At 61.2% G+C, this 24,641-nt stretch carries 21 protein-coding genes; 12 read left to right on the forward strand and 9 right to left on the reverse strand.

Translation table 11 applies throughout. From position 1 onward, the window contains the following. Positions 1 to 6: 6 nt before the first annotated feature. The 5 genes from ACU688_RS02420 (at position 7) to ACU688_RS02440 (ending at position 3,927) form a co-directional block, all read left to right on the forward strand. On the forward strand, positions 7 to 1,002 hold the full coding sequence (locus tag ACU688_RS02420) for a zinc transporter ZntB (protein ID WP_207041693.1): 996 nt from the start codon (positions 7 to 9) through the stop codon (positions 1,000 to 1,002). Positions 1,003 to 1,088: 86 nt separating this feature from the next. Further along, the gene (locus tag ACU688_RS02425; RefSeq protein ID WP_025854229.1) at positions 1,089 to 1,334 is read left to right on the forward strand and encodes a hypothetical protein; all 246 of its coding nucleotides are present in this window, start codon (positions 1,089 to 1,091) and stop codon (positions 1,332 to 1,334) included. Between the two features lie 2 nt (positions 1,335 to 1,336). Then, positions 1,337 to 2,161, forward strand: a complete 825-nt coding sequence (locus ACU688_RS02430) for a mechanosensitive ion channel family protein (protein ID WP_003175519.1) — start codon at positions 1,337 to 1,339, stop codon at positions 2,159 to 2,161. Positions 2,162 to 2,248: 87 nt separating this feature from the next. Further along, entirely contained in the window at positions 2,249 to 2,839 is a 591-nt protein-coding gene (gene sigX / locus ACU688_RS02435; protein WP_124526653.1) for an RNA polymerase sigma factor SigX, read from the forward strand. Between the two features lie 107 nt (positions 2,840 to 2,946). After that, entirely contained in the window at positions 2,947 to 3,927 is a 981-nt protein-coding gene (locus ACU688_RS02440) for an OmpA family protein (RefSeq protein WP_448183524.1), read from the forward strand. A 61-nt stretch (positions 3,928 to 3,988) separates the two neighbouring features. On the opposite strand, the gene cobA is transcribed toward ACU688_RS02440, so the two are convergent. The 8 genes from cobA to ACU688_RS02480 all read right to left on the reverse strand — a co-directional run bounded on the left by cobA (position 3,989) and on the right by ACU688_RS02480 (position 15,361). Further along, positions 3,989 to 4,732 (reverse strand): uroporphyrinogen-III C-methyltransferase, encoded by a 744-nt coding sequence (gene cobA / locus ACU688_RS02445; protein WP_448183525.1) that lies wholly within the window; start codon positions 4,730 to 4,732, stop codon positions 3,989 to 3,991. Positions 4,733 to 4,742: 10 nt separating this feature from the next. Next, positions 4,743 to 7,451 (reverse strand): nitrate reductase, encoded by a 2,709-nt coding sequence (locus tag ACU688_RS02450; RefSeq protein WP_448183526.1) that lies wholly within the window; start codon positions 7,449 to 7,451, stop codon positions 4,743 to 4,745. Further along, positions 7,451 to 7,768, reverse strand: coding sequence for a nitrite reductase small subunit NirD (nirD, locus tag ACU688_RS02455; protein ID WP_017739567.1), 318 nt, complete (start codon positions 7,766 to 7,768; stop codon positions 7,451 to 7,453). Before nirD ends, ACU688_RS02450 begins: the two co-directional genes overlap by 1 nt. After that, positions 7,765 to 10,218 (reverse strand): nitrite reductase large subunit NirB, encoded by a 2,454-nt coding sequence (gene nirB, locus ACU688_RS02460; RefSeq protein ID WP_448183527.1) that lies wholly within the window; start codon positions 10,216 to 10,218, stop codon positions 7,765 to 7,767. Before nirB ends, nirD begins: the two co-directional genes overlap by 4 nt. A gap of 234 nt (positions 10,219 to 10,452) precedes the next feature. Further along, positions 10,453 to 12,123, reverse strand: a complete 1,671-nt coding sequence (locus ACU688_RS02465) for a bifunctional protein-serine/threonine kinase/phosphatase (RefSeq protein ID WP_448183528.1) — start codon at positions 12,121 to 12,123, stop codon at positions 10,453 to 10,455. After that, complete coding sequence (locus ACU688_RS02470) at positions 12,123 to 13,334, reverse strand: nitrate/nitrite transporter (protein ID WP_257781167.1); 1,212 nt, start codon at positions 13,332 to 13,334, stop codon at positions 12,123 to 12,125. The genes ACU688_RS02465 and ACU688_RS02470 overlap by 1 nt, the downstream gene beginning before the upstream one ends. Before the next feature lie 211 nt (positions 13,335 to 13,545). Beyond that, positions 13,546 to 14,121: an ANTAR domain-containing response regulator gene (locus tag ACU688_RS02475; RefSeq protein ID WP_053132788.1), complete on the reverse strand. Its 576-nt coding sequence runs from the start codon at positions 14,119 to 14,121 to the stop codon at positions 13,546 to 13,548. A gap of 13 nt (positions 14,122 to 14,134) precedes the next feature. Continuing rightward, positions 14,135 to 15,361 carry a CmpA/NrtA family ABC transporter substrate-binding protein gene (locus tag ACU688_RS02480; RefSeq protein ID WP_448183529.1) on the reverse strand — a complete coding sequence of 409 codons (1,227 nt, stop codon included), beginning with the start codon at positions 15,359 to 15,361 and terminating at the stop codon, positions 14,135 to 14,137. 272 nt (positions 15,362 to 15,633) lie between these two features. On the opposite strand from ACU688_RS02480, the gene ACU688_RS02485 reads away from it, so the two are divergent. The 5 genes from ACU688_RS02485 to ACU688_RS02505 all read left to right on the forward strand — a co-directional run bounded on the left by ACU688_RS02485 (position 15,634) and on the right by ACU688_RS02505 (position 18,890). Then, a complete protein-coding gene (locus ACU688_RS02485; RefSeq protein WP_448183530.1) occupies positions 15,634 to 16,542 on the forward strand; it encodes a secretin N-terminal domain-containing protein in 909 nt (302 codons plus the stop codon). 15 nt (positions 16,543 to 16,557) lie between these two features. Further along, positions 16,558 to 16,773: a FliM/FliN family flagellar motor switch protein gene (locus ACU688_RS02490; protein ID WP_448183531.1), complete on the forward strand. Its 216-nt coding sequence runs from the start codon at positions 16,558 to 16,560 to the stop codon at positions 16,771 to 16,773. A 165-nt stretch (positions 16,774 to 16,938) separates the two neighbouring features. Next, positions 16,939 to 17,325, forward strand: a complete 387-nt coding sequence (locus ACU688_RS02495) for a winged helix-turn-helix domain-containing protein (protein WP_448183532.1) — start codon at positions 16,939 to 16,941, stop codon at positions 17,323 to 17,325. Further along, positions 17,318 to 17,779, forward strand: a complete 462-nt coding sequence (locus ACU688_RS02500) for a transglycosylase SLT domain-containing protein (RefSeq protein ID WP_448183533.1) — start codon at positions 17,318 to 17,320, stop codon at positions 17,777 to 17,779. The genes ACU688_RS02495 and ACU688_RS02500 overlap by 8 nt, the downstream gene beginning before the upstream one ends. 85 nt (positions 17,780 to 17,864) lie before the next feature. Then, positions 17,865 to 18,890, forward strand: coding sequence for a quinone-dependent dihydroorotate dehydrogenase (locus tag ACU688_RS02505; protein ID WP_448183534.1), 1,026 nt, complete (start codon positions 17,865 to 17,867; stop codon positions 18,888 to 18,890). A gap of 122 nt (positions 18,891 to 19,012) precedes the next feature. Here the strand turns inward: ACU688_RS02505 and rmf are convergent, their stop codons facing one another. Then, a complete protein-coding gene (gene rmf, locus ACU688_RS02510; RefSeq protein WP_002553055.1) occupies positions 19,013 to 19,228 on the reverse strand; it encodes a ribosome modulation factor in 216 nt (71 codons plus the stop codon). 532 nt (positions 19,229 to 19,760) lie between these two features. Between rmf and rlmKL the strand changes: the two genes are divergently transcribed. Both rlmKL and ACU688_RS02520 read left to right on the forward strand, forming a co-directional pair. Then, entirely contained in the window at positions 19,761 to 22,025 is a 2,265-nt protein-coding gene (gene rlmKL / locus ACU688_RS02515; RefSeq protein ID WP_207041714.1) for a bifunctional 23S rRNA (guanine(2069)-N(7))-methyltransferase RlmK/23S rRNA (guanine(2445)-N(2))-methyltransferase RlmL, read from the forward strand. A gap of 140 nt (positions 22,026 to 22,165) precedes the next feature. Next, entirely contained in the window at positions 22,166 to 24,565 is a 2,400-nt protein-coding gene (locus ACU688_RS02520; protein ID WP_448183535.1) for a sensor domain-containing diguanylate cyclase, read from the forward strand. Positions 24,566 to 24,641: the final 76 nt, after the last annotated feature.

The following is a 24,641-nucleotide window of genomic DNA, read 5'->3' on the forward strand; positions in this document are numbered from 1 at the left end:
GTGAGGATGTTCGAGGAAGAAAACGCGCAATGGGGGCTGGTGCATGCCCTGGTGCTGGACGGTAAAGGCGGTGCGCGTTCGATTGCCCGGACTGAGCTCGACGACTTGCAACTGCAGCCCCAGGAAAGCCTGTGGCTGCACTGGGATCGCAGTCATCCCCAGACGCAGACCTGGCTGCGCAAATCCAGTGGCTTGAGCGAATTCGCCTGTGACCTGTTGCTGGAGGAAAACACCCGCCCGCGCCTGCTGCCGCTGCCGGATGCCGAGTTGCTGCTGTTCCTGCGCGGGGTCAACCTCAATCCGGGCGCCGAGCCGGAAGACATGGTCTCGGTGCGCATCTTTGCGGCGGCCAGTCGGGTGATTTCCCTGCGTTTGCGGCCATTGCGCGCCACCGATGAGCTGTTGGTGCAATTGGCGGATGGCAAAGGTCCTAAAACGGCGTCAGAACTTATCCTTTATATGGCGCAGTACTTGACCAATAAAGTGCAGGATCTGGTCACCGACCTGTCCGAAATCGTCGATGCCGAGGAAGAAAAACTCGATACCGACGAACGGTATACCCCGGAGCATGGCAGCGTTTTGCAGATCCGTCGGCGAGCGGCGGGGCTCAAGCGATTCCTCGCGCCGCAGCGGGATATTTTTGCCCAGCTGACGCGGATCAAATTGCCGTGGTTCTGCGACGACGATGCCGACTATTGGAACGAATTGAACAACAGCCTGACCCGCTACCTGGAAGAGCTTGAATTGACCCGGGAGCGCGTGGGGCTTGTGCTGGAAGCCGAAGACCGGCGCTTGAGCGTGCGTATGAATCGCACGATGTACCGTTTTGGCATCATCACCGGGATCTTCCTGCCGATGAGCTTTCTCACCGGCTTGCTGGGTATCAATGTGGGCGGGATTCCGTTCTCCGCCAGCCCCTATGGGTTTGTGATTGCATGCCTGTTGATGGTGTCGGTGGCACTGGGGCAATGGTGGCTATTTCGACGATTGCGCTGGGTTTGACCTGAATATGACCTGAACGTAGGAAGGGGCCTATGTGACCCCAAGAATTTAACCCTCGTCTTTTAAAACACTTGCGAGAGGTCTTTATGCACGATCCGTTCGAACAGTCTTTGCGTGACATGCTCAATGCTTCGCCGTCCAACCGTGACGACGATGCCTGCCTGGGCCGCGTGTTGAAAACCGCCAACCGTCAGGTAGGGGCGGGTGATTTGTTCGGCCTGCTCGGGCGTTGGGTGCCGGCGTTGATGATGGCCCTGAACAACGGTTCGGCCCACGTATCACCGGTTTCCCGTCGTAAACCTCTTGCTCGCACTGCTGATAAGGCTGATTGAATATGGAACTTGATCTCTGGACCCAGAGCCTGGTCACCGCGATGACCGCATTGTGGACCAAGGTGGCGAACTTCATTCCCAACCTGTTTGGTGCCCTGGTACTAGTGCTGCTGGGTTTTGTCGTGGCCAAGCTGCTCGACACCCTGCTGTCCAAACTCCTCGCCAAACTTGGCCTCGACCGCTTGATGGCAGGCACCGGCCTGACCAAGCTGCTGGGTCGTGCCGGGCTGCAAGTGCCGATCTCCACGCTGATCGGCAAGATCGTCTATTGGTTCGTTTTGCTGATTTTTCTGGTTTCTGCGGCTCAATCCCTTGGCCTTGAGCGAGTTTCAGCTACGCTCGACATGCTGGCGCTGTATTTGCCGAAGGTTTTCGGTGGCGCGCTGGTACTGCTGGTAGGCGTTTTACTGGCGCAACTGGCCAATGGCCTGGTGCGCGGGGCCGCTGAAGGCGTGGGGCTGGACTATGCCGCGGGCCTTGGGCGAATTGCCCAGGGCCTGGTGATCATCATAAGTATTTCGGTCGCGATCAGCCAGTTGGAGGTCAAGACTGACCTGCTCAACCACGTGATTGTGATCGTTTTGATTACCGTTGGTCTGGCCGTTGCGCTGGCCATGGGCTTGGGAAGCCGGGAAATTGCCGGGCAGATTCTTGCGGGAATCTATGTGCGTGAGTTGTATCAGGTTGGGCAACAGGTGCGTGTAGGCGAGGTCGAAGGGCAAATCGAGGAGATCGGCACAGTCAAGACGACGGTGCTGACCGATGACGGCGACCTGGTGTCGTTGTCCAATCGGATTCTCCTGGAACAGCAGGTCAGTAGCCGCTAACCCGGCAAACCCTGCTAATGTACGCCGCCGCAAACCCGGCTGACCGGGCTGTAGCGGACATTGACCTGACTGTCGGCACGACTTGTTTTGAATAAAGCCCAAACGCTGTCCACGCGCTATGACCCCCGTGAGCTCTCTGATGAGGAGTTGGTCGCGCGCTCGCACACGGAGCTGTTTCACGTAACTCGCGCGTACGAAGAATTGATGCGCAGATATCAACGCACTCTGTTCAACGTTTGTTCAAGGTATTTAGGGAACGATAGAGATGCGGATGATGTCTGTCAGGAAGTGATGCTCAAGGTGCTGTATGGGTTGAAGAACTTCGAGGGCAAATCGAAGTTCAAGACATGGCTATATAGCATCACGTACAACGAGTGCATCACGCAGTATCGTAAGGAACGGCGAAAGCGTCGCTTGATGGACGCTTTGAGTCTGGACCCCCTTGAGGAGGCGTCTGAAGAAAAGACGCCGGCACCCGAGGACAAGGCTGGACTCGATCGCTGGTTGGTGTATGTGAACCCGATTGACCGCGAAATCCTGGTGCTACGATTTGTCGCAGAACTGGAATTTCAGGAAATCGCTGACATCATGCACATGGGTTTGAGTGCTACAAAAATGCGTTACAAACGTGCTCTAGATAAATTACGTGAGAAATTTGCGGGCGAGACTGAAACTTAGTGCGTGGCAAATATCTCTTACGTGTAGGCAAGTTCTGTTAGACTTGTCGCCGAGTTGTCCCCCGGTTTGTGGGACTGCTTTACAATCACCAGATGGGGATTTAACGGATGAAACTGAAAAACACCTTGGGCTTGGCCATTGGTTCTCTTATTGCCGCTACTTCTTTCGGCGTTCTGGCACAAGGCCAAGGCGCAGTTGAAGGCGAGCTGTTCTACAAGAAGCAGTACAACGATAGCGTCAAGCACATCGAAGACGGCTTCAATCCTGGCGCTCGCATCGGTTACTTCCTGACCGACGACCTGTCCTTGAACCTGTCCTACGACAAAACCAACCACACCCGTTCGAACGACGGTACTGGTAACCAGAAGATCAAAGGCGATACCGGCAGCCTGGTTGCCCAGTATCACTTCGGTCAAGCTGGCGTAGACAGCCTGCGTCCATACGTTGAAGGCGGTTTCGGCCACCAGAGCCGTGGCAACGTCAAAGCTGACGGCCACAGCGGTCGCGATCAAACTACTTTCGCTACCGTCGGTACTGGCGTGAAGTACTACTTCACCAACAACCTGTACGCTCGTGCCGGTGTTGAAGCTGACTACGGTCTGGACAACGGCAAGTGGGATTACTCCGCACTGGTTGGCCTGGGCGTAAACTTCGGCGGTAACGCTGGCGCAGCTGCTCCAGCTCCTACCCCAGCACCAGCTCCAGAGCCAACTCCAGAGCCAGAAGCTCCGGTTGCTCAGGTTGTTCGTGTTGAGCTGGACGTTAAGTTCGACTTCGACAAATCCGTTGTTAAGCCTAACAGCTACAGCGACGTGAAAAACCTGGCCGACTTCATGGCTCAGTACCCAGACACTCGCGTAGAAGTGGCTGGTCACACTGACTCCGTAGGTCCAGACGCTTACAACCAGAAGCTGTCCCAGCGTCGTGCTGACGCTGTTAAGCAAGTCCTGGTTAAAGACGGCGTTGCTCCTAGCCGTATCACTTCCGTAGGTTACGGCGAATCCCGCCCAGTTGCTGATAACGCAACTGAAGCTGGTCGTGCTGTTAACCGTCGCGTAGAAGCAGCGGTTGAAACTCAAGCTAAGTAATTAGCTGAGTGGTAGAAAAAAGCCCGGCTTAGGCCGGGCTTTTTTTCGCCTGCAATTTGCCTCAGGCGCTGACCGCTGCCGCCACATAGGCCGCTTGCCCGCTGGCCGCAACCTGGCCAATCACCAGGATGGCCGGGCTTTTCAAGGCAAAGTCTTGGGCGTCTTCGTGCATCCGCAACAGCGTGCTGCGACACTCGCGCTGCTGGGGCAACGAGGCATTTTCGATCATCGCCACCGGCATATCCGCCGCCATGCCGCCCTCCAGCAATTGCTGACGAATCTCCTCCAGCTTCGCCACGCCCATATACACCACCAACGTCGTCCCGCCCTCGGCCAGCGCCCGCCAATTGAGGCTGCTGTCGTCCTGGGTATGCGCCGTCACCAGCGTCACGCCCCGGCTGACACCGCGCAACGTGAGGGGCACCGAGCAATTCGTCGCCCCCGCCAGGCCGGCGGTGATGCCGTTGACCAACTCCACCTCGACCCCACGCTCACGCAGCCACATCGCCTCTTCGCCACCCCGACCGAAAATGCACGGGTCGCCGCCCTTGAGTCGCACCACGCACTTGCCCTGGCGTGCATAACGCAGCATCAGGCGGTGGATAAAATCCTGCGGCGTCGAGCGACAACCGCCGCGCTTTCCGACAGTAATCACCCGGGCACCGGCGCAATGTTCCAGCACCACCGGGTTGACCAGATCATCAATCAGCACCACATCGGCTTCATTCATCGCCCTTACCGCCTTGAGGGTCAGCAACTCCGGGTCGCCGGGCCCTGCACCCACCAGCCAGACTTTTGCGCTCATGTTCTTCCCCTCACACACTGATTGCGATTGGCTGCGGATTGCTGGCCAACAGACGTTTGATTTCCGGTACACAGGAGCCGCATTGCGTGCCGCAACCCAACTCCCGCTTGAGCCCATCCAACTCCAGGCCACGGGCAATGCCGGCACACACAGCGTTCTCGCTGACGTTCTTGCAGTTACACAGCACCTTGCTGCTGGCCGCCGCGCCTCCCGGCGGTGCGCTGAGTGGCGCTAACAGCCAGCGCCGCAGTTGATCGTCGGTACGCCCCTCCAACCACAGGCTTTGCAGCCAGTGGCGCGCCAGGGTTTCCCCGGCCAGGCGCAGCGCCGTGATCCGGCCTTTCTCGATTTTCACGCGCTTGCCAATAGAGCGACGCGGGTCGTCATAGGCCATCACCGGGCCGTCGTTGAGGCCGAGCAATTCGTCGATACGCGTCAGCAGTTGCAAGTCGGGCGCTTCGCTGTGTGCCGCACGCAGCAGCAGGGCCGGGCGCTCGCGTCCGGCCAGGCTCAGGCTGACGTAGGCAAATTCCTCGCACAGCGGGCGCAACGCAGCAAAGTGTTGTTGCACATCGCCCTCGATCAAGGCGAACAACTGCCACGGCAGGCTCACTGCCTCCAGGCGCACACCGCTGTGCTTGAGTTCCGGCTGTTTCGACAGCGGATCGAACGCCGGCTGGGTGAGGGCATTCACGCCGCCTTTGAGAAAGCGATCCCCCCAATGCATCGGCAGAAACGCCTGGCCAGGGCGCACGCTGTCGTCAGCGCTGACCGCAACGATCACTTGGCCGCGACGGCTTTTCAGGTTGACCAGATCACCGTCTTTCACGCGATGACGGCGCATTTCGTCTGGATGCAGGCTCAACAATGCCTCGCTGACATGGCCGAACAGCTGCGCGGCGGTGCCGGTGCGGCTCATGCCATGCCACTGGTCACGCAGGCGGCCGGTGATCAGGGTCAAGGGGAAGCGCGCGTCGCGCTGTTCCTTGGCCGCGCGGTAAGGGTCGGCGACAAACTGCGCGCGCCCACTGGCGGTGGGAAAGTGGCCATCGGTGTACAAGCGTGAGGTGCCGGCCTGCGCACCGGCAGGAAACGGCCATTGCTGTGGGCCGATGCTGTCGAGCAAGGCGTGGCTGATGCCCGACAGGTCGAGATCGCGCCCGCGGGTCAGCCGTTTGTATTCATCAAAAATCTGCGCTGGCTGCTCGAAGGCAAACAGGCTCTCACGCCCCGGGCGTAAACGATGCTCCAGGCGCTGTGCGAAATCCACGGTAATTGCCCAATCCGGCCGTGCTTCTCCCAGTGGGGCGATGGCGCGGCGGACGTGGGAAATACGCCGTTCGGAGTTGGTCACCGTGCCTTCTTTCTCCCCCCAACTGGCGGCGGGCAGCAACAGGTCGGCATAGGCCGCCGTTTCAGTGGTGTGAAAGGCTTCCTGCAACACCACAAAAGGGCAGGTTGCCAAGGCCGCGCGCACGGTGTTCTGGTCCGGCAGCGATTGGGCCGGGTTGGTGCAGGCAATCCACACCGCCTTGATCTTGCCAGCCTGCATCTGCTCGAACAGTTCGACAGCGCTCAACCCAACGGTGGCGGGCAACGACGCCACGCCCCAATACGCCGCGACCTCTGCGCGATGCTCAGGATTCGCCGCCTCACGATGCCCCGGCAGCAGGTTCGACAAGCTACCCGTTTCGCGCCCGCCCATGGCATTCGGCTGCCCCGTCAGGGAAAACGGGCCACAACCCGGCCGTCCAATCGTCCCGGTGGCCAGGTGCAGGTTGATCAGCGCGCTGTTTTTCGCGCTGCCGGCGGTGGACTGGTTAAGGCCCATGCACCACAACGACAGGAAACTGCTGGAGGTGCCCACCCACTCAGCGCATAGGCGCAGTTGCTCGACGCTGATCCCACACAGCTGCGAGACCATCTGCGGCGTGTAGTCATGCACCAGGCGTTTCAGCTCGGCCAAGCCTTCGGTGTGGGCCTGGATAAACCCGCGGTCGATCCAGTCTTCCCACAGCAGCAGATGCAAAATGCCATGGAACAACGCCACATCGGTGCCCGGCAAAATCGCCAGGTGCAGGTCAGCCAGATCGCAGGTGTCTGTACGCCGTGGATCGATCACCAGCACTTTCATCTGCGGGCGGCGCGCCTTGGCTTCCTCCAAGCGTCGGAACAGTACCGGATGGGCGTAGGCCATATTGCTGCCGACGATCATCACGCAGTCACTGTTCTCCAGGTCTTCATAGCTGCACGGTGGCGCATCGGCCCCCAGGCTGCGTTTGTAGCCGACCACCGCCGAGGACATGCACAGCCGTGAGTTGCTGTCGATATTGTTGGTGCCCACCAATGCCCGGGCGAGCTTGTTGAAACTGTAGTAGTCCTCGGTCAGCAGTTGCCCGGAGATGTAGAAGGCCACGCTGTCTGGGCCGTGTTCGGCGATGGTGTCGGCGAACACGTTTGCCGCGTGATCCAGGGCCGTGTCCCAGTCGCTGCGCGCGCGGGCCATGCCTTTGCCCAGGCGCAGCTCCGGGTACAGGGCGCGGGCGGACAGGTCGCCGGTCAGGTGCAGGCTGGAACCCTTGCTGCACAATTTGCCGAAGTTGGCCGGGTGGTGCGGGTCGCCCGTCACCCCGAGGATCTGCGCACCGTCATGCTCGATCAGCACGCCGCAACCCACGCCGCAATAGCAGCAGGTGGACGCGGTGGTCTGGCGGTTCATCACACGGCGTCCCGCAGGGCCAGCAGCACCCGGCCGTTTTCCACGCGGGCCGGGTGATGGTGGGCGCAACCGATATCCGGCGCCTGGGCTTCGCCGGACGCCAGGTCGATCTGCCAGTTGTGCAGCGGGCAGGCCACGCGCTTGCCGTAGATCAGACCTTGGGACAACGGACCGCCCTTGTGTGGGCAGCGGTCGTCGAGGGCGAAGACTTCGTCGTCACTGGTACGAAAAATCGCGATGTCGCCCTTGGGGCCCTGGATGATGCGCGAGCCCAGTACGTTGATCTCGTCGAGGGCGCAGATATTCAGCCAGTTCATGCCGGCACCTCCAGCTGTTGGACGGGGATGACATCAAATTCCTTTTTCAGCAGCGGTTGTTCCAGGCGCTCTTTCCACGGGTCTTGTTCGAACGACAGGGAGAATTGCAGGCGCTCGTTGAGGGCCTGGCGGCGGGCGGGGTCTTCCAGTACGGCTTTCTTGATGTGCTCCATGCCGACCCGTTGCAGGTAGTGCACGGTGCGCTCAAGGTAGAAGGCTTCTTCGCGGTATAGCTGTAGGAAGGCGCCGTTGTATTCGCGTACTTCTTCGGCGGTTTTCAGCTTGACGAAGAACTCCGCGACTTCGGTCTTGATCCCGCCATTGCCGCCGATGTACATCTCCCAGCCGGAGTCGACGCCGATGATTCCCACGTCCTTGATCCCGGCTTCCGAGCAATTGCGTGGGCAACCGGACACCGCCAACTTGACCTTGTGCGGCGACCACATATTGAACAGGTCATGCTCCAGCTCGATGCCCAACTGCGTGGAATTCTGCGTGCCGAATCGGCAGAACTCGCTGCCCACGCAGGTTTTAACGGTGCGGATGGATTTGCCGTAGGCGTGGCCGGACGGCATGTCGAGGTCTTTCCACACCCCTGGCAAGTCCTGTTTCTTGATCCCCAGCAAGTCGATGCGCTGACCGCCGGTGACCTTGACCATGGGCACGTTGTACTTGTCAGCCACGTCGGCGATGCGGCGCAGTTCTGAGGGATTGGTCACACCGCCCCACATCCGTGGGACTACGGAGTAGGTGCCGTCTTTTTGAATGTTGGCGTGGGCCCGTTCGTTGATCAGGCGCGATTGCGGGTCGTCCTTGGCTTCGCCGGGCCAGGTGGAAATCAGGTAGTAGTTCAGCGCCGGGCGGCAGGTGGCGCAGCCGTTGGGTGTGCGCCAGTTGAGGTAGCTCATGGTGCCGGCGATGGTCAGCAGGTGCTGGTCGCGGATGGCCTGGCGGATTTGCCCGTGGTTGAGGTCGCTGCAACCGCAGATGGCTTTTTCGCTTTTCGGTTTGACGTCAGCCGCGCCGCCGACGGTGTTGATCAGGATCTGCTCCACCAAGCCAGCGCAAGAGCCGCAAGAGCTGGCCGCCTTGGTGTGCTTTTTCACCTCATCGACACTAAACAACCCCTGTTCCTGAATCGCCTTGACGATGGTGCCCTTGCACACACCATTGCAGCCGCAGACCTCGGCGTTGTCGGCCATGCTCATGGCCTTGTCCTGGCCTTGATGGCCTACGTCACCCAGGGCGTTTTCGCCGAACATCAGGTGGTCGCGGATCTCGCCAATGGCATGGTTCTCACGGATCTGGCGGAAGTACCAACCACCGTCGGCGGTGTCGCCGTACAGGCAGGCGCCGACCAGGATGTCGTCCTTGATCACCAGCTTCTTGTACACGCCGCCAATCGGGTCGGAGAGCGTGATGGTCTCGGTGCCTTCGCCGCCCATGAAATCGCCGGCAGAAAACAGATCGATACCGGTGACCTTCAACTTGGTCGAGGTTACCGAGCCCTTGTAGGTGGCAAAACCCAGCTGGGCCAGGTGATTGGCGCAGACCTTGGCCTGTTCGAACAGCGGCGCCACCAAGCCGTAGGCGATCCCGCGATGGCTGGCGCATTCGCCGATCGCATAGATGCGCGGGTCGTAGGTTTGCAGGGTGTCGTTGACCAGAATCCCACGGTTACAGGGGATGCCGGATTTTTCCGCGAGTTCGGTGTTGGGCCGGATACCGGCGGCCATCACCACCAGGTCGGCGGGGATGATGTCGCCGTTCTTGAATTGCACCGAGCCGACGCGGCCATTGCCGGCATCGTGCAGCGCCTGGGTTTGTTCACACAGGCGAAACACCAGGCCACGGCTTTCCAGCTCGGTTTGCAGCAATTGGCCGCTGGTCTTGTCCAGTTGCCGCTCCAGTAGCCACTCGCCGATATGCACCACGGTCACGTGCATGCCGCGCAACATCAGGCCGTTGGCGGCTTCCAGGCCGAGCAGGCCACCGCCGATCACCACCGCATGCTTGTGGGTCTTGGCGGTGTCGATCATGACTTGGGTGTCGGCGATGTCGCGGTAGCCGATCACGCCCTGCAAAGTATTGCCGGGGATCGGCAGGATAAACGGCGTGGAGCCGGTGGCGATCAGCAGGCGATCGTATTCGGCTTCGCTGCCGTCTTCGGCGATAACCACGCGTTTGACGCGGTCGATCTGCACCACTTTGCGGTTGAGCAGCAGCTTGATGTGGTTGTCCAGGTACCAGCTGAGGTCGTTGAGCACGATCTCATCGAAGGTCTGTTCTCCGGCCAGCACTGGCGACAGTAGGATCCGGTTGTAGTTGGTGTAGGGCTCGGCGCCGAACACGGTGATGTCGTACAGGTCGCTGCTCAACTTGAGTAATTCTTCAAGGGTGCGAACCCCGGCCATGCCGTTGCCGATCATCACCAATTTGAGTTTTTTCATGTCGTTCTCCGCAATGGCTCGACAAATCGCGCGCAAACAAAAAAGGCGTCCCCGCTAGTTAGCTAGCGAGGACGCCTTTGTCCTGGTCCCGTTCTCTCGGGAAGCACGGCCCTTCGTCGTTGAAGGGGCGGCTATATGTATGGTGTTGGGGAAGCTAATGCAGCGCTTGTGCCAAGTTGGCCAGCCGCCGGTTTTATTGGGTTCGCGCCGGATCTGGCGAGGTTGTTTCGCCCTCTAGTGGTGCAACAGCCAGTACAGCAGCACCAGATTGAGCAGCAAAGACACGGCCGCCAGGGTTTGCCAGACCTTGAGCGGTTCACGCTCCAGCAGCGGTCTGGGGCGCACGCTCAATTCGCGGCGGTCGGCCTGCTCCAGGGCCCGCAGCCACTCCTCGGCCGTTTCGTAACGTTGTGTGGGTTGAGCGGCGACTGCCCGCTCCAGGCTGAGGGGCAGCCACTCGGGCAGGTCGGGACGGTAGCGGCTGGCGCTGACGGCCTGGGTGAAGCGCGGCCGTTGAAAGGCTTCGATCTCACCGTAGGGGTAATGCCCGGTCAGCAGGTAATACAGCGTCACACCAACGCTGTATAAATCCTGTTGAGCCGTAGGATGCTCGCCAGCAAAGGCCTCGGGGGCGATAAAACTCGGGGTGCCGGGCAGCAAGTGGGCGCGGTCTTCCGAGAGCCCTGGGCAGTAGGCTAGGCCGAAGTCCAGTACGCGCAGTTCGCCGTCGTCTGCCAGCAACAGGTTCTCCGGTTTTATGTCGCGATGCAGGATCTGCCGTCGATGCAGCATGCCCACCGCCCGCACCAATCGCTCGGCGATGGACAGCCATTGCGCCAGGGGTAATGGGCCTTGTTGCTGGAACAACTGCGCCAGGGTTTGCCCAGAATATTCACGCATCACGTAGTACAAATGCTGTCGCGCGCTAGCGGCATGGACTTCAGGAAACGCACGCCCGGCGACGCGACGCAAAAACCATTCCTCCGACAGCAAGGCCTGGCCCGCATCGTTGTCGTCGTCACGGTTGAGCGGCAGGGTTTTCAGCAGCCAACGTTGCTGTTGGGCATCGCGCACCCGGTACAACAGTGACTGTTGGCTCTGGGCCAGCAGGCTTTCCACTTGCCAGCCTTCGAAGTGTTGTCCGGCTTTTAATCGCGGCGGCAGCGGCCACTGCTGCAACTGCACCAGTGCATCGCCGAGGGTCGCGGCGCCGAGTGTGTCGATACGCACCAGCAAGGCGCTGGCGTTGTCCTGGCTGCCGGCCAGGTGCGCGGCGTTGACTAAGGTGTTGACCGCCACGTCGAGGTCGCTTTGCTCACGCAGGATCGTGTTGATGCTGTTGTCGCCCAAGGTGGCCCACACACCGTCGCTCACCAGCAGGAAGCACTCGCCTTCACGCAGTTCGCCATCGAGAAAATCCAGCACCAGGTGTTGATCCAGGCCGAGGGCGCGCTTGAGCACATGCTGCATGCCCGGTTGTTCCCACACATGCTCTTCGCTGATGCGCTGCAACTCGCCCTCCAGCCAGCGATACACCCGGCAATCGCCGACATGGGCCAGGGTGAAGCGCTGGCCGCGAAACACCAGGGCGCTGAGGGTGGTCAGCAGTGGCTGGCCGCCGCCATTGGCTTGCAGCCAGCGATTCTGCGCGAGCAGCAAGCGCTCCAGCGCCTGGGCCACGCCCCAGGTCTGCGGCGTGGCGTAGTAGTCGAGGGCCAGCGCCTGCAAGGTCGAACGGGCGGCCAGGCCGCCGTCGGCGCATTGGCTCACGCCGTCGGCCAGCGCGCACAGGTAGCCTTTGCTCGCGGCCAGTTCGGCCACGGGCGTGACCACCCGCAGCGCGTCCTGGTTTTCCGGCCGTGGGCCGATGGCGCTGGCCTGGGCGATGCTCAGTCGCAGGCTCATCAGACGCGCGCGGCCGTCACGGCGGCCGAGCCCCAGGTGGTGCGCCAGCGCCGTTTCACGCCGTGCAGGCCGAACCAGGCCAGCACGCCGAGGCTGGCGAACAGCCACAGGGCCAATTGATAGCTGCCGGTGCTCTGTTTGATCGCGCCCATTCCCGCCGCGAGGGCAAAGCCGCCGATACCACCGGCCATGCCGATCAAGCCCGTCATCACACCTATCTCACGGCGGAAACGTTGCGGCACCAACTGGAACACGGCGCCATTGCCTGCGCCGAGGCCGAGCATGGTGCAGACGAAAAGCGCCAGAGCCGCGTAGGAACTCGGCAGGTTGAAGCCCACCGCGGCAATACAGACCGCCGCCACGCCGTACATGCCGAGCAGGGTACGAATCCCGCCGAAACGATCAGCCAAGGCGCCGCCCAATGGGCGCATCAGGCTGCCGCCAAACACACAGGCAGCGGTGTAGTAGCCGGCCGTCACCGGGCTCAGGCCGTACTGGTCATTGAAATAGCCGGGCAGGGCGCTGGCCAGGCCGATAAAGCCGCCGAAGGTCACGCTGTAGAAGAACATGAACCACCAACTGTCGCGGTCGCCCAGGGCCTTGAAGTAGTCGGCCATGGCTTTGGCTTTTGGCCGTTCCGGGGCGTTGCGCGCGAGCCAGGCGAAGACGATCAGGGTCAGGATCAAGGGGATCAGGGCAAAGCCGAACACGTTGCTCCAACCAAACGCGGCGGCCAGCACCGGCGCCAGCAACGCCGCAAACACGGTGCCGGAGTTGCCCGCGCCGGCGATGCCCATGGCTTTGCCCTGGTGTTCAGCGGGGTACCACTGGGACGCCAGTGGCAAGGCGACCGCAAACGACGCACCGGCCATGCCGAGGAATACCCCCAGCAGCAAGGCTTGTTCGTAGCTGTGAATCCCGAGTTTCCAGGCGCCGAACAACGCCGCGATCACGATCACCTGGCCGATCAGCCCGGCGGTCTTGGGCGACAGTTTGTCGGCCAGCATGCCCATCAAAAAGCGCAGCACCGCACCGGCGAGGATCGGTGTCGCGACCATCAGGCCGCGTTGTTGCGTGGTCAGGTGCAGGTCGGCGGCAATCTGGATCGCCAGCGGGCCCAACAAATACCAGACCATGAAGCTCAAATCGAAATACAGGAACGCGGCAAACAGGGTCGGGGTGTGCCCGGATTTCCAGAAGCTTGATTTCATCACGCACCTCAACGGTTGGGAGTCTTATAAGAAGGCCTGGTGATGGAGCTGCCGGCGAAGGCCGCCCCACCGGCCCCAAGCGCTGGGGCCAAAACGCAAAAACGCCGCCACCGGGTTCGCGAGGGGCAAACCGGATGTGCGACGTCTTTGTCGTGGAGGGGCAACCGCCGTTGGTTACCTGTAGTGATCCTTTAGCAAGAGCTGAGCCAGATCAGCCGAGCAACTCGCTCATGGCGATAATCTGCTCCGCCACCTGGATCAGTTTCTGCTGGCGGCTCATGGCCTGGCGGCGCATCAGCGTGTAGGCCTCTTCCTCATTGCAGGCCTTCATTTTCATCAGCATGCCCTTGGCCAGCTCGATGCGCTTGCGCTCGGCCAACTGCTGGTCGCGGGCCTGCAACTGGGCGCGCAGGGCCTGGTCGCTCTCGAAGCGCGCCATGGCCACGTCGAGGATTGGTTGCAGGCGCTGGGCCTGGATGCCTTCGACGATATAGGCGCTGACGCCGGACTTGATCGCCTGGCGCATCACATTCGGGTCGTGCTCGTCGGTAAACATCACGATGGGCCGGGGCTGGTCGCGGCTGACCAGCACCACTTGTTCCATCACGTCGCGGCCGGGTGACTCGGTATCGATCAGGATCACGTCCGGGCGCACCGTTTCGACGCGCGCGGGCAGGTCGATGGTCAGGCCGGACTCATCGATCACCTCGAACCCGGCCTCGATCAGCGCAGCCCTGAGGCGGCCGACTTTGCGCGGGGTGTCATTGATCAACAGGATTCGCAACATATCGGTCTTCCTGTCAGCGCAGGGCCTGGCGGCCGGTAGGATCACTCATGGCGTGCAGACGGAAACTGCGCGCATAGGCGGCGGGGTTGGCGCCGTCCCAGATCTTGCCGTCGATCAATTGGCTGCTGCGCATGTCCTGGGCGATGGGGGCGACGCCGACGGCGCTGGCGGCCTCGCGGTACAGCCTCAATTGCTGCACCTGGCGGGCAACCCCCAGGTAGTCCGGGTCTTCGCGCAACAGGCCCCAGCGACGGAATTGGGTCATGAACCACATGCCGTCCGAGAGATACGGCAGGTTCACCTCGCCATCGGCAAAAAAACGCAGGGCATGGGGGTCTTGCCATTGGTGGCCGAGGCCGTCGTCGTAAGTGCCCAAAAGGCGCGGCTCAATGCAGTCGAGGGGCGCGTCAAGGTAGTCGCGGGCGCTGAGCAACTGGGCGGTGGAGCGCCGATTTTCCTGGCTTTGTTCGATAAAGCGGCTGGCTTCGAGGATGGCCATCACCAACACGCGGGCGGTGTTGGGGTATTGGTCGACAAACGCCTGGGTGCAGCCGAGGACTTTCTCCGGGTGGTCTGGCCAGATCGCCTGGGTGGTGGCCAGGGTAAAGCCCTGATTTTGTTGCACCGCGCTGGCGGACCAGGGTTCGCCGACACAAAAACCATCGATACGTCCGGCTTGCAGGTGCGCGACCATTTGCGGCGGCGGCACGACCACGCTGTTGACGTCCTGTAGCGGGTGGATGCCTTGGCTCGCCAGCCAGTAATACAGCCACATGGCGTGGGTGCCGGTGGGAAATGTCTGGGCGAAGGTCAGTTTTGTGCGGCTTTGGTGCACATGGCGATCCAGTGCCTCAGGAGTGACCACGCCTTGCTGTTGCAGGGTGTGGGACAGGTTGATGCTCTGGCCGTTCTGGTTCAGCCCCATCAGCACCGCCATGTCGGTGGGCGCCACGCCGCCGATGCCCAGGTGCACGGCATAGATCAGCCCGTACAGGCTGTGGGCGGCGTCGAGTTCGCCGCTGACCAGTTTGTCGCGCAGGTTGGCCCATGACGCCTGGCGCTTGAGATTGAGTGTCAGGCCGTAGGGTTGGGCGAAGCCCTGGGTGGCGGCGACCACCAGTGAGGCGCAATCGCTCAAGGCCATGAAGCCCAGGTCGAGGCTGCTCTTTTCCGGCGCGTCACTGCCGTTGACCCAAGCCAGTGGGTCTTTTCCCGGGCGGATATCTGCCGGTTCGTTCATCAGCACCTGCCTTTTCTCTCAAAAAAAAGCGTCGTTCCCTCGGATGGCGCTAGAGGCCATTGCAGGGTAACGACGCCTTTGTTCGTAGGCCCGTGCCTTCGTTGGCGCGCGCTCTGAGGAGTGTGTCTAGCAATGCACATGCCATGGCCAGGGGAAGAGGGCGGGCCGTCACTTTTTCGTCAAGATTGAAAACTGGCTGGCTCTCAGTATGGCCGCTTTGTCACGCCAGGCCGCCGAGAATAACCAAGGTGAAGAGTGAATTCCCAGCAAGGATGACCCGCCACCGGCTGTGCAGCTGGTTGTTGTGCGCTGCGTTATTGCTGGGCACCTGTGCGGCCAGGGGCGAGGCCTACCGGGCGCAGGAGGAAGACTCGCAGCGGTTCTTTACGGCGCTCTCGGTGCCCTTGGGTCTGTCGGTGGTGCTCAGCCGCAAAGTCGCGCGCCTGCACGTCAGTGGCCTGTTTGATTTTGATGCGCCGCAACAGGTGCTGGAGGTGCTGGCCATGCAGGAGGGCCTGATCTGGCATCGCGATGGGCAAGTCCTCTATCTCTACCAAGCCGATGAGGTGAGGAACTCGGCGGTGGCGCTACGGCACATTTCCGTCGACAGGCTGCGGAGCCTGATGCGGCATACGGGGCTGGATGAGCCCAGCTATCCCTTGCGTAAAAGCGGTGAGCGCATGCTCTCCGTCACGGGGCCGCCCAGCTATGTCGATCAGGTGCTGCGCCTGGCGCAACTGATGGATCGGCCGCCCGTCCCGCCGCGTGTGGAGTTGCCCGCCATTGGCGTGGTGCAGGTGTTCAATGTCGATGTGGCGGATCGTCAGTATGGAGTGGGTACGGACACCATCAGCGTGCCGGGGATGGCTTCAATGATCGAAGCCCGCTTGTCCAGCGTGCACAAAGCTCAACTGGCTGACGGCAGCCTTATGTTCGTTGCCTACCCAGACACCAACAGCCTGCTGATCCAGGGCAAGCCCGATCAGGTGAGTCTCATCAAGCAATGGGTCGCGGAGCTGGATGTACTCACCCGGCGGGATGAGGTCTCGTTGTGGCAGGTCGGCGCCGAAGACGAACCCAAGATCCTGACCGCCCCTCCTGTGCCATTACCCCTGACGGCGGAGCAGCATGAGCATGTGCATCGCGCGTTCATGCAGCGGGGTCGCGAAATTTCTCCATGAATAGGGCGCTTGTCCATGCACCTGGAAATACTTCTGCAAGAGCAACTGGTCAGTCGCAAGCGTCTGGCGACGTTTGCAGTAGGGAAGGTGTTGCCGCTGGCACCTGAAGTCATTCGCTGCGTGGAGGTGCGGGTTAATGGTCAGTTGATGGCTTTGGGAGAGTTGGTGCAATTGGAGGATCGATTGGGAGTCGAGTTGCATGAGGTTTATCAGGATTGGGTCCCTCGCTAGGACCAGATAAAGAATTCTCCTACCGAGCAGCTGCGAAAAGCGCCAGATGAATGGGTTTTTCCCTAGCGCGGGGCGTAGGGCTGCTTCTTATAGTCGTGATGTTGGCGGGTGAGCCAGTACAGGAAATAAGGATTTCAATGTCAGTAGTTGGATACAGAGGTGCGTATGGCGGCCGTGATTGACGGATCAGCGACGTCCCTCGTTTTTGCCCACTGGACCTTGCATGGTGATGGTCGGTTGACGGGTGGCGGGACAGACGTTCAGTTGCCCCCCAAGGAGGGCCAGGTGCTGCGGTTGCTGCTGGGGGCTGGTGGCATGCTGATGACCAAGGACCGCTTGCTGGAACTCGCATGGCCCAGGGGAGAGGTGGCCGAGGAGTCACTGACACGTTGCATTTATTCGTTACGCAAGCACTTGAAGGCCGACAAGGGGTTTATCAAGACGATCTATGGCCGGGGGTATCGGTTTACTTGCCCGGTGCACGCGGGAAGTGTCGATGCGCGGCAGGTAGCGCATGTGTGTGCGGTGTGTGGTCAGGTCAACAATGTTTAAAACCTGGGGCAAGGGCCTGTTTTTTAGCTTGTTGATGGGCAGCAGCCCGGCACTGGCCTACTGCTGGGATGAAGTGGCCAGCCGTTATGATCTTGAGCCGGAGCTGCTGCAGGCCATCGCTGCTGTCGAGTCGGGTTACCGCCCGCAGACCATCAACAAAGCCAACCGCAATGGCACACGGGATATCGGCTTGATGCAGATCAACAGCATTCATCTGCCCCGTCTGCTGAAGCAGGGTATTACGGAAGAGCGGTTGTTGAGCGAGCCCTGTCTCTCGGTGGAGGTGGCAGCGTCGATTCTGACCGAGTTCATCCAGCGCTTTGGTTACAACTGGACGGCCGTCGGCTCCTATAACGTCGGTGGAGGAGCGGGCCGCAAGCGTGACGCCTTGCGCATGCAATACGCGCAGAAGATCTGGGCACGCTACGAAGAGCTGGTTGCCAATCGCCCATGACGATTGGCGGCACGCCTCGCATGCAGCACGCCACCCCGGCTATAATCGTCGCCACCTTTCGCCGCCATCCGAGTCTAGCCCGCCCATGTATACCCTGGCCCGCCAGCTGTTGTTCAAACTTTCCCCGGAAACCTCCCACGATCTGTCCCTGGACCTGATCGGTGCCGGTGGCCGCCTGGGGCTCAATGGCCTGGTATGCAAGGCGCCGGCAAAAATGCCGGTATCGGTAATGGGGCTCGACTTCCCCAACCCGGTCGGGCTGGCGGCTGGCCTGGACAAGAACGGTGCGGCCATCGACGGTTTTGCGCAGCTGGGTTTCGGTTTTGTCGAGATCGGCACCGTGACCCCGCGCCCACAGCCGGGCAACCCCAAGCCGCGTATCTTCCGCCTGCCGGAAGCCGAGGCGATCATCAACCGCATGGGCTTCAACAACCTGGGCGTGGATCATTTGCTGTCGCGGGTTCAGGCGGCGAAGTACAAGGGCATCCTCGGGATCAATATCGGCAAGAACTTCGACACGCCGGTGGAACGTGCGGTGGATGACTACCTGATCTGCCTGGACAAGGTCTACGCCCACGCCAGCTACGTCACCGTCAACGTCAGCTCGCCCAACACCCCGGGCCTGCGCAGTCTGCAGTTCGGTGACTCCCTCAAGCAATTGCTCGAAGCATTGCGCCAGCGCCAGGAAGACCTGGCCGTGCGCCATGGCAAGCGCGTGCCGTTGGCGATCAAGATTGCCCCGGACATGAGCGACGAAGAGACCGTACTGGTGGCCCAGGCCCTGGTGGACTCGGGCATGGACGCAGTGATCGCGACCAACACCACCCTCAGCCGGGTTGGCGTCGAAGGCCTGGCCCATGGCGACGAAGCGGGCGGCCTGTCGGGCGCACCGGTGCGTGAGCAAAGTACCCATATCGTCAAGGTGCTGGCAGCCGAACTGGCCGGGCGTTTGCCGATCATCGCTGCCGGTGGCATCACCGAAGGCCAGCACGCCGCTGAGAAGATTGCCGCTGGCGCCAGCCTGGTGCAGTTGTATTCCGGGTTTATCTACAAGGGCCCGGCGTTGATTCGCCAGTCGGTGGATGCCATCGCGGCACTGCCAAAGGCCTGAAGCCACCCAATAAAAAGGGCTCCATAAAGGAGCCCCCTGGGCCGAAGCCCGCCGCCCGGATAGGACGTGCATGGTTAAGTCGTTACATCTTCAACAGTGTATGTCGGAATTGAATGCCCTGATTAGCCGACGGCGTGAAGTTCGTTGAGTCTGTGGATTCCCGCAGTGCCAGTCATACCGTCCCAGTTGTCGCCGCGTCCTTCTCGCCAGCCGTTGATCCAGGCTTGGCGTACCGACGGTAGAGTAAATGGGCAAAGCTCACGGGATTTGCCATGAACGCCATATTGATATCCGCGTAAAAATGCTCTTTCCAACGGATCACGCTTAAGTCTTCTCATAGGGTGTTTCCCTCACTTGTTGACTGTCTTGATATCCTTCGGCCTCGTCTGGGGCCGGGCAGAGTTTTTCTGCCGTTGGTGGGCTCGCTGCCGGCGTGGCGAGCCTATGTGTCGGCGTCGTTACGGCGCCAACCTGTGTTGAGTTCTAACCAATAGGTCACATGGATTCAATGATCGTTTTGTCATAAGCACGTAACGATAACGATGCTATAGCCATAAGCTGGGATGGCTTTTCGCCCCTTTTAATGGGCAAAGCCAGCTATGATGCACCCTGCAAAGAGGATGGGTTTAATCCTTTAGTGAGAATTCCCGCCCGTTGCAGTCGGTTACTATTCGACGAAGGGTCGGAATATTTCCTTTTGTTACGTCGCATTATCTATCTGCCCCGTCAACCACGGCCTCAAGGCCCGGCAGGCGGGGTGGGACGGCACATTCGTGCCACGCGAGCACTCTTCAAGAAAAGTGCTTGATTAAAAACCGAGCCGGCGATGCGTCGCCCGTTCATTTATTGCTGAAAAGCCTGGAATGCCCCATGTCGGACCGTTTTGAACTCTTCCTCACCTGCCCCAAGGGCCTCGAAGGCCTGCTGATCGAGGAAGCCGTCGGGCTTGGCCTTGAGGAAGCCCGCGAGCACACCTCGGCCGTGCGCGGCATGGCCGACATGGAAACCGCCTATCGCCTGTGCCTCTGGTCGCGCCTCGCCAACCGCGTGTTGCTGGTACTCAAGCGCTTCCCGATGAAGGACGCCGAAGACCTCTACCACGGTGTGCTGGATATCGAATGGGCCGAACACATGGTCCCCGACGGTTCCCTGGCCGTGGAATTCAGCGGTCACGGCTCGGGCATCGACAACACCCACTTCGGCGCGCTGAAGGTCAAGGATGCGATTGTCGATAAGCTGCGCACCCCGACCGGCGAACGTCCGTCCATCGACAAGATCAACCCGGACCTGCGCATTCACCTGCGTCTGGACCGTGGCGAGGCAATCCTCTCTCTCGACCTCTCCGGCCACAGCCTGCACCAGCGCGGCTACCGCCTGCAGCAGGGCGCTGCGCCGTTGAAGGAAAACCTGGCCGCCGCGATCCTGATCCGTGCCGGCTGGCCGCGCATTGCTGCCGAAGGCGGCGCGCTGACTGACCCGATGTGTGGCGTAGGCACTTTCCTGGTGGAAGGCGCGATGATCGCTGCCGACATGGCGCCCAACCTGAACCGCGAGCTGTGGGGTTTCACCACCTGGCTCGGTCACGTCCCGGCGCTGTGGAAGAAACTTCACACCGAAGCGTCGGAACGTGCCGCTATCGGCATGAACAAGCCGCCGCTGTGGGTGCGTGGTTATGAAGCCGACCCGCGTCTGATCCAGCCTGCTCGTAACAACATCGAGCGCGCCGGCCTGAGCCATTGGATCAAGGTCTACCAGGGCGAAGTCGGCACCTTCGAGCCGCGCCCGGACCAGAATCAGAAAGGCCTGGTCATCTGCAACCCGCCGTACGGCGAGCGTCTGGGTGACGAAGCCAGCCTGTTGTACCTCTACCAGAACCTCGGCGAGCGTCTGCGCCAGGCGTGCATGGGCTGGGAAGCGGCGGTGTTCACCGGCGCGCCGGACCTGGGCAAGCGCATGGGCATCCGCAGTCACAAGCAGTACTCATTCTGGAACGGCGCGTTGCCGTGCAAGTTGCTGCTGATCAAGGTCAACCCGGACCAGTTCGTCACCGGCGAGCGCCGCACCCCGGAGCAACGTCAGGCCGAACGCGAGCAAGCCGCTTACGATCAAGCCCCGGTTGAGCCACAAGAGCGCCAGTACAACAAGAACGGCAACCCGATCAAGCCAGCCCCGGCGCCGGTGGTTGAACAGGCGCGCCTGAGCGAAGGCGGGCAGATGTTCGCCAACCGCCTGCAAAAGAACCTCAAGTTGTTGGGCAAGTGGGCCAAGCGTGAAGGCGTGGATTGCTACCGCGTGTACGACGCCGACATGCCGGAATACTCCATGGCCATCGACCTGTACCACGATTGGGTGCACGTCCAGGAATACGCCGCGCCGAAGTCCATCGACCCGGAAAAAGCCTCCGCACGCATGTTCGATGCCCTGGCCGCGATTCCCCAGGCGCTGAACATCGACAAGAGCCGCGTCGTCGTCAAACGTCGCGAGCGTCAGAGCGGCACCAAGCAGTACGAGCGCCAGAGCGCCCAGGGCAAGTTCACCGAAGTCAGCGAAGGCGGCGTGAAGCTGCTGGTCAACCTCACCGACTACCTCGACACCGGCCTGTTCCTCGACCACCGCCCGATGCGCATGCGCATCCAGAAAGAAGCGGCGGGCAAGCGTTTCCTCAACCTGTACTGCTACACCGCCACCGCGAGCGTGCATGCAGCCAAGGGCGGCGCGCGCAGCACCACCAGCGTCGACTTGTCGAAGACTTACCTGGACTGGGCGCGTCGAAACTTCTCCCTGAACGGTTTCTCCGACAAGAACCGTCTGGAGCAGGGCGATGTGATGGCGTGGCTGGAAGCCAGCCGCGATGAGTTCGACCTGATCTTCATCGATCCGCCGACCTTCTCCAACTCCAAGCGCATGGAAGGTATCTTCGACGTGCAGCGTGACCACGTGCAGTTGCTCGACCTGGCCATGGCCCGCCTGGCACCGGGCGGCGTGCTGTACTTCTCGAACAACTTCCGTAAGTTCGCGCTGGAGGACAACCTCAGCGAACGCTACGCGGTCGAGGAAATCAGCGACAAGACCATCGACCCGGATTTCGCGCGTAACGCGAAGATCCACCGGGCGTGGAAAATCACCGCACGCTGATCGCCGTCACTAAAAGCCGCAAGCCTGGAATATTCCGGCCTTGCGGCTTTTTTACGCTGGTCAAATACAGGCCCGATGGCTATAACTTAACGCCTAGCCAAAGTGACACCCCCCGCACGCTGGCGTTGTGAGTGTTGCCTATGCCGTTGCAAGCCGTTCGCCCGAAAATCCTTGGTTTTATCAGTGAGCAGGCATCGGCTTGGCTGGTGGCATTGGTGGTGTTATTGGCGGGGGCTGCGCTGACGCTGATCGTCGCGTGGGCGGCGTCCAATCTCTATCAGCAACAGCTGCGCCAGCGCTTTCAGTTGCTGGTCAATGAGCGTTACAGCCGCTTGCAAGAGCGCTTCGAGGACCAGGAGCAACGCCTGGGTAGCCTGCGGCGTTTCTTCGTCAATTCCGGCGACGTCTCCCGTGAAGAATTCGACGGTTTCGCCCAGCCCCTGCTGCTGCGCGCCCGTGCCTATTCCTGGGCGCCGCGGGTGTTTCGCGAGCAGCGCAGCGCGTTTGAGCAGGAGGTGTCACGCCAGCGCGGCAAGCCCTTTGTCATTCGCGAGCTGGACGCCACGGGCGAGTTGGCCCCTGCGCCCGAACGCGATGAGTACGTGCCGGTGCTCTACAGCCAGACCCAGAGCCTGCTCGGTTCGCCGTTGGGCTTTGATCTGCTGGCCCAGCCGCTGCGCCGTTCAACCCTTGAGCGTGCGCTGAAGACCGGCAAGATGGCGGTGTCGCAACCCATGCAACTGGTGGGGGTGGAACCGTCCTATGCCGCCGGCGTATTGCTGGTAGCACCCGTCAGCAAGCTGCCGGACAGTCAACAATCCCAGCCCGAGGCCTATGGCTTTGTGATGGCCGTGATCAGCATGCGGCAGTTGGTGGCCGATGGCTTGCCCAAGCCAAACCGCGACAACCTGGTGATGCAGATCATCGACACCTCTGACACCCAGAAGCGCGTGCTGTACGCGTCCAGCAACACGCCGGGCAGCAGCGACCTGGCCGCTGCGCGCCGCCTGACCCTGGGCGATCACGTCTATGCCCTGAGCCTGCAAGCGAGCCAGGTGTTCGACCAGGCCAACCATTCCTCGATGAACACGATCCTGACCATGGGCGGCCTGCTCAGCCTGCTGCTCAGCGCGTTGCTCTATGTATTGGTCAGCCAGCGTCAGCGCGCGCTGAAAATGGTCGAACAACGTACTGAGCAATTGCGCTTGAGCGAACTGGAGTTGCGCGGCGCCCATGGTCAGTTGCGCAGCGTGCTGAACGCGGCGACCCAAGTCGCGATCATTGCCACCGACCTGCGCGGCGTGATCAATACGTTCAATGCCGGCGCCGAGCAGATGCTGGGGTTCAAGTCCGAGGATGTGCTGGGCCGCCTGACCTTGGAAAGCCTGCACCTGGCACCTGAGTTGGAGGCGCGCGCCGCCAGCCTGAGCATGGTCATGGGCAAGCGCATCCCGCCGAGCCAGGCAATGCTGGTAGAAAGCCCCGACCACCAGCACGAGGCCCGCGAGTGGACCTTGAAACGCCAGGATGGCAGCCAGTTGACGGTGAATATGCTGGCCACGGTGTTGCTGGATGACCATGGCTTGTGGGTGGGGCACTTGGCGATTTACCTGGATATCACCGAACAAAAACGTGCCTACGAAGCCTTGGCTGCACGGGATCGCCTGCTGAAAAAACTCAGTGCCCATGTCCCCGGCGGGATCTTCCAGTTCACCCTTGAGCCCAAGGACAACTGGCGCTTTATCTACGCCAGCGATGGCATACGCGATATCTATGAGATCGAACCGGGCGTGTTGCAACAGGACGCCAGCAAGGCGCTGGACCGTATTCATCCACTGGACATCGAGCGCGTGCGGGCCTCGATTCGCTTGTCGGCGCTGCAATTGAGCCATTGGCGTGAAGAATATCGGGTGCAGTTGCCGCAGCGGGGCGTGCGCTGGATTCGCGGCGAAGCTACTCCGGAAGAGTTACCGGGAGGCGGTACGTTGTGGCACGGCTATGTGTCGGATATTTCCGACTTGAAACGGGTTGAGGAAGAACTGCGCGCCCTGTCCATTACCGATTCCCTGACGGGTATTCATAACCGTCGGTATTTCCAGGATCGCCTCAAGGCCGAGATGGTGCGGCTCAATCGGGTGTCGGGGTCGTTGTCGCTGATCATGCTGGATATCGACCACTTCAAGCGGATCAACGACCAGCACGGGCATGGCGTGGGCGACGGCGTGTTGCAGGAGTTGTGCAAGCGCATCAGCGTGCGCCTGCGGCGTACCGACGTGTTCTGCCGTTTGGGGGGGGAAGAGTTCATGGTGCTGTGCCCCAACACCGATGGCGAACAGGCCTACAGCCTGGCGATGGAGTTGTGGCAGTCGCTGCGCAGCGAGCCGATGGAGCCGGTCGGTATTGTCACCGCCAGCTTTGGCGTGGCCAGTTGGCGCGTTGATGAGGGGATTGATGGGTTGTTGCTGCGCGCTGATTCGGCGGTGTATGTGGCCAAGCAAGCCGGTCGGGATCGGGTAGAAGCGGAGCGGGTACGGGCCTGAAGGCTGACGCAGTACCCAATGTGGGAGCGGGCTTGCTCGCGAAAGCGGTGGGTCAGCCAATTTATCAGGTGACTGA

This window comes from Pseudomonas acericola (SeqCode) (genome assembly GCF_053456465.1).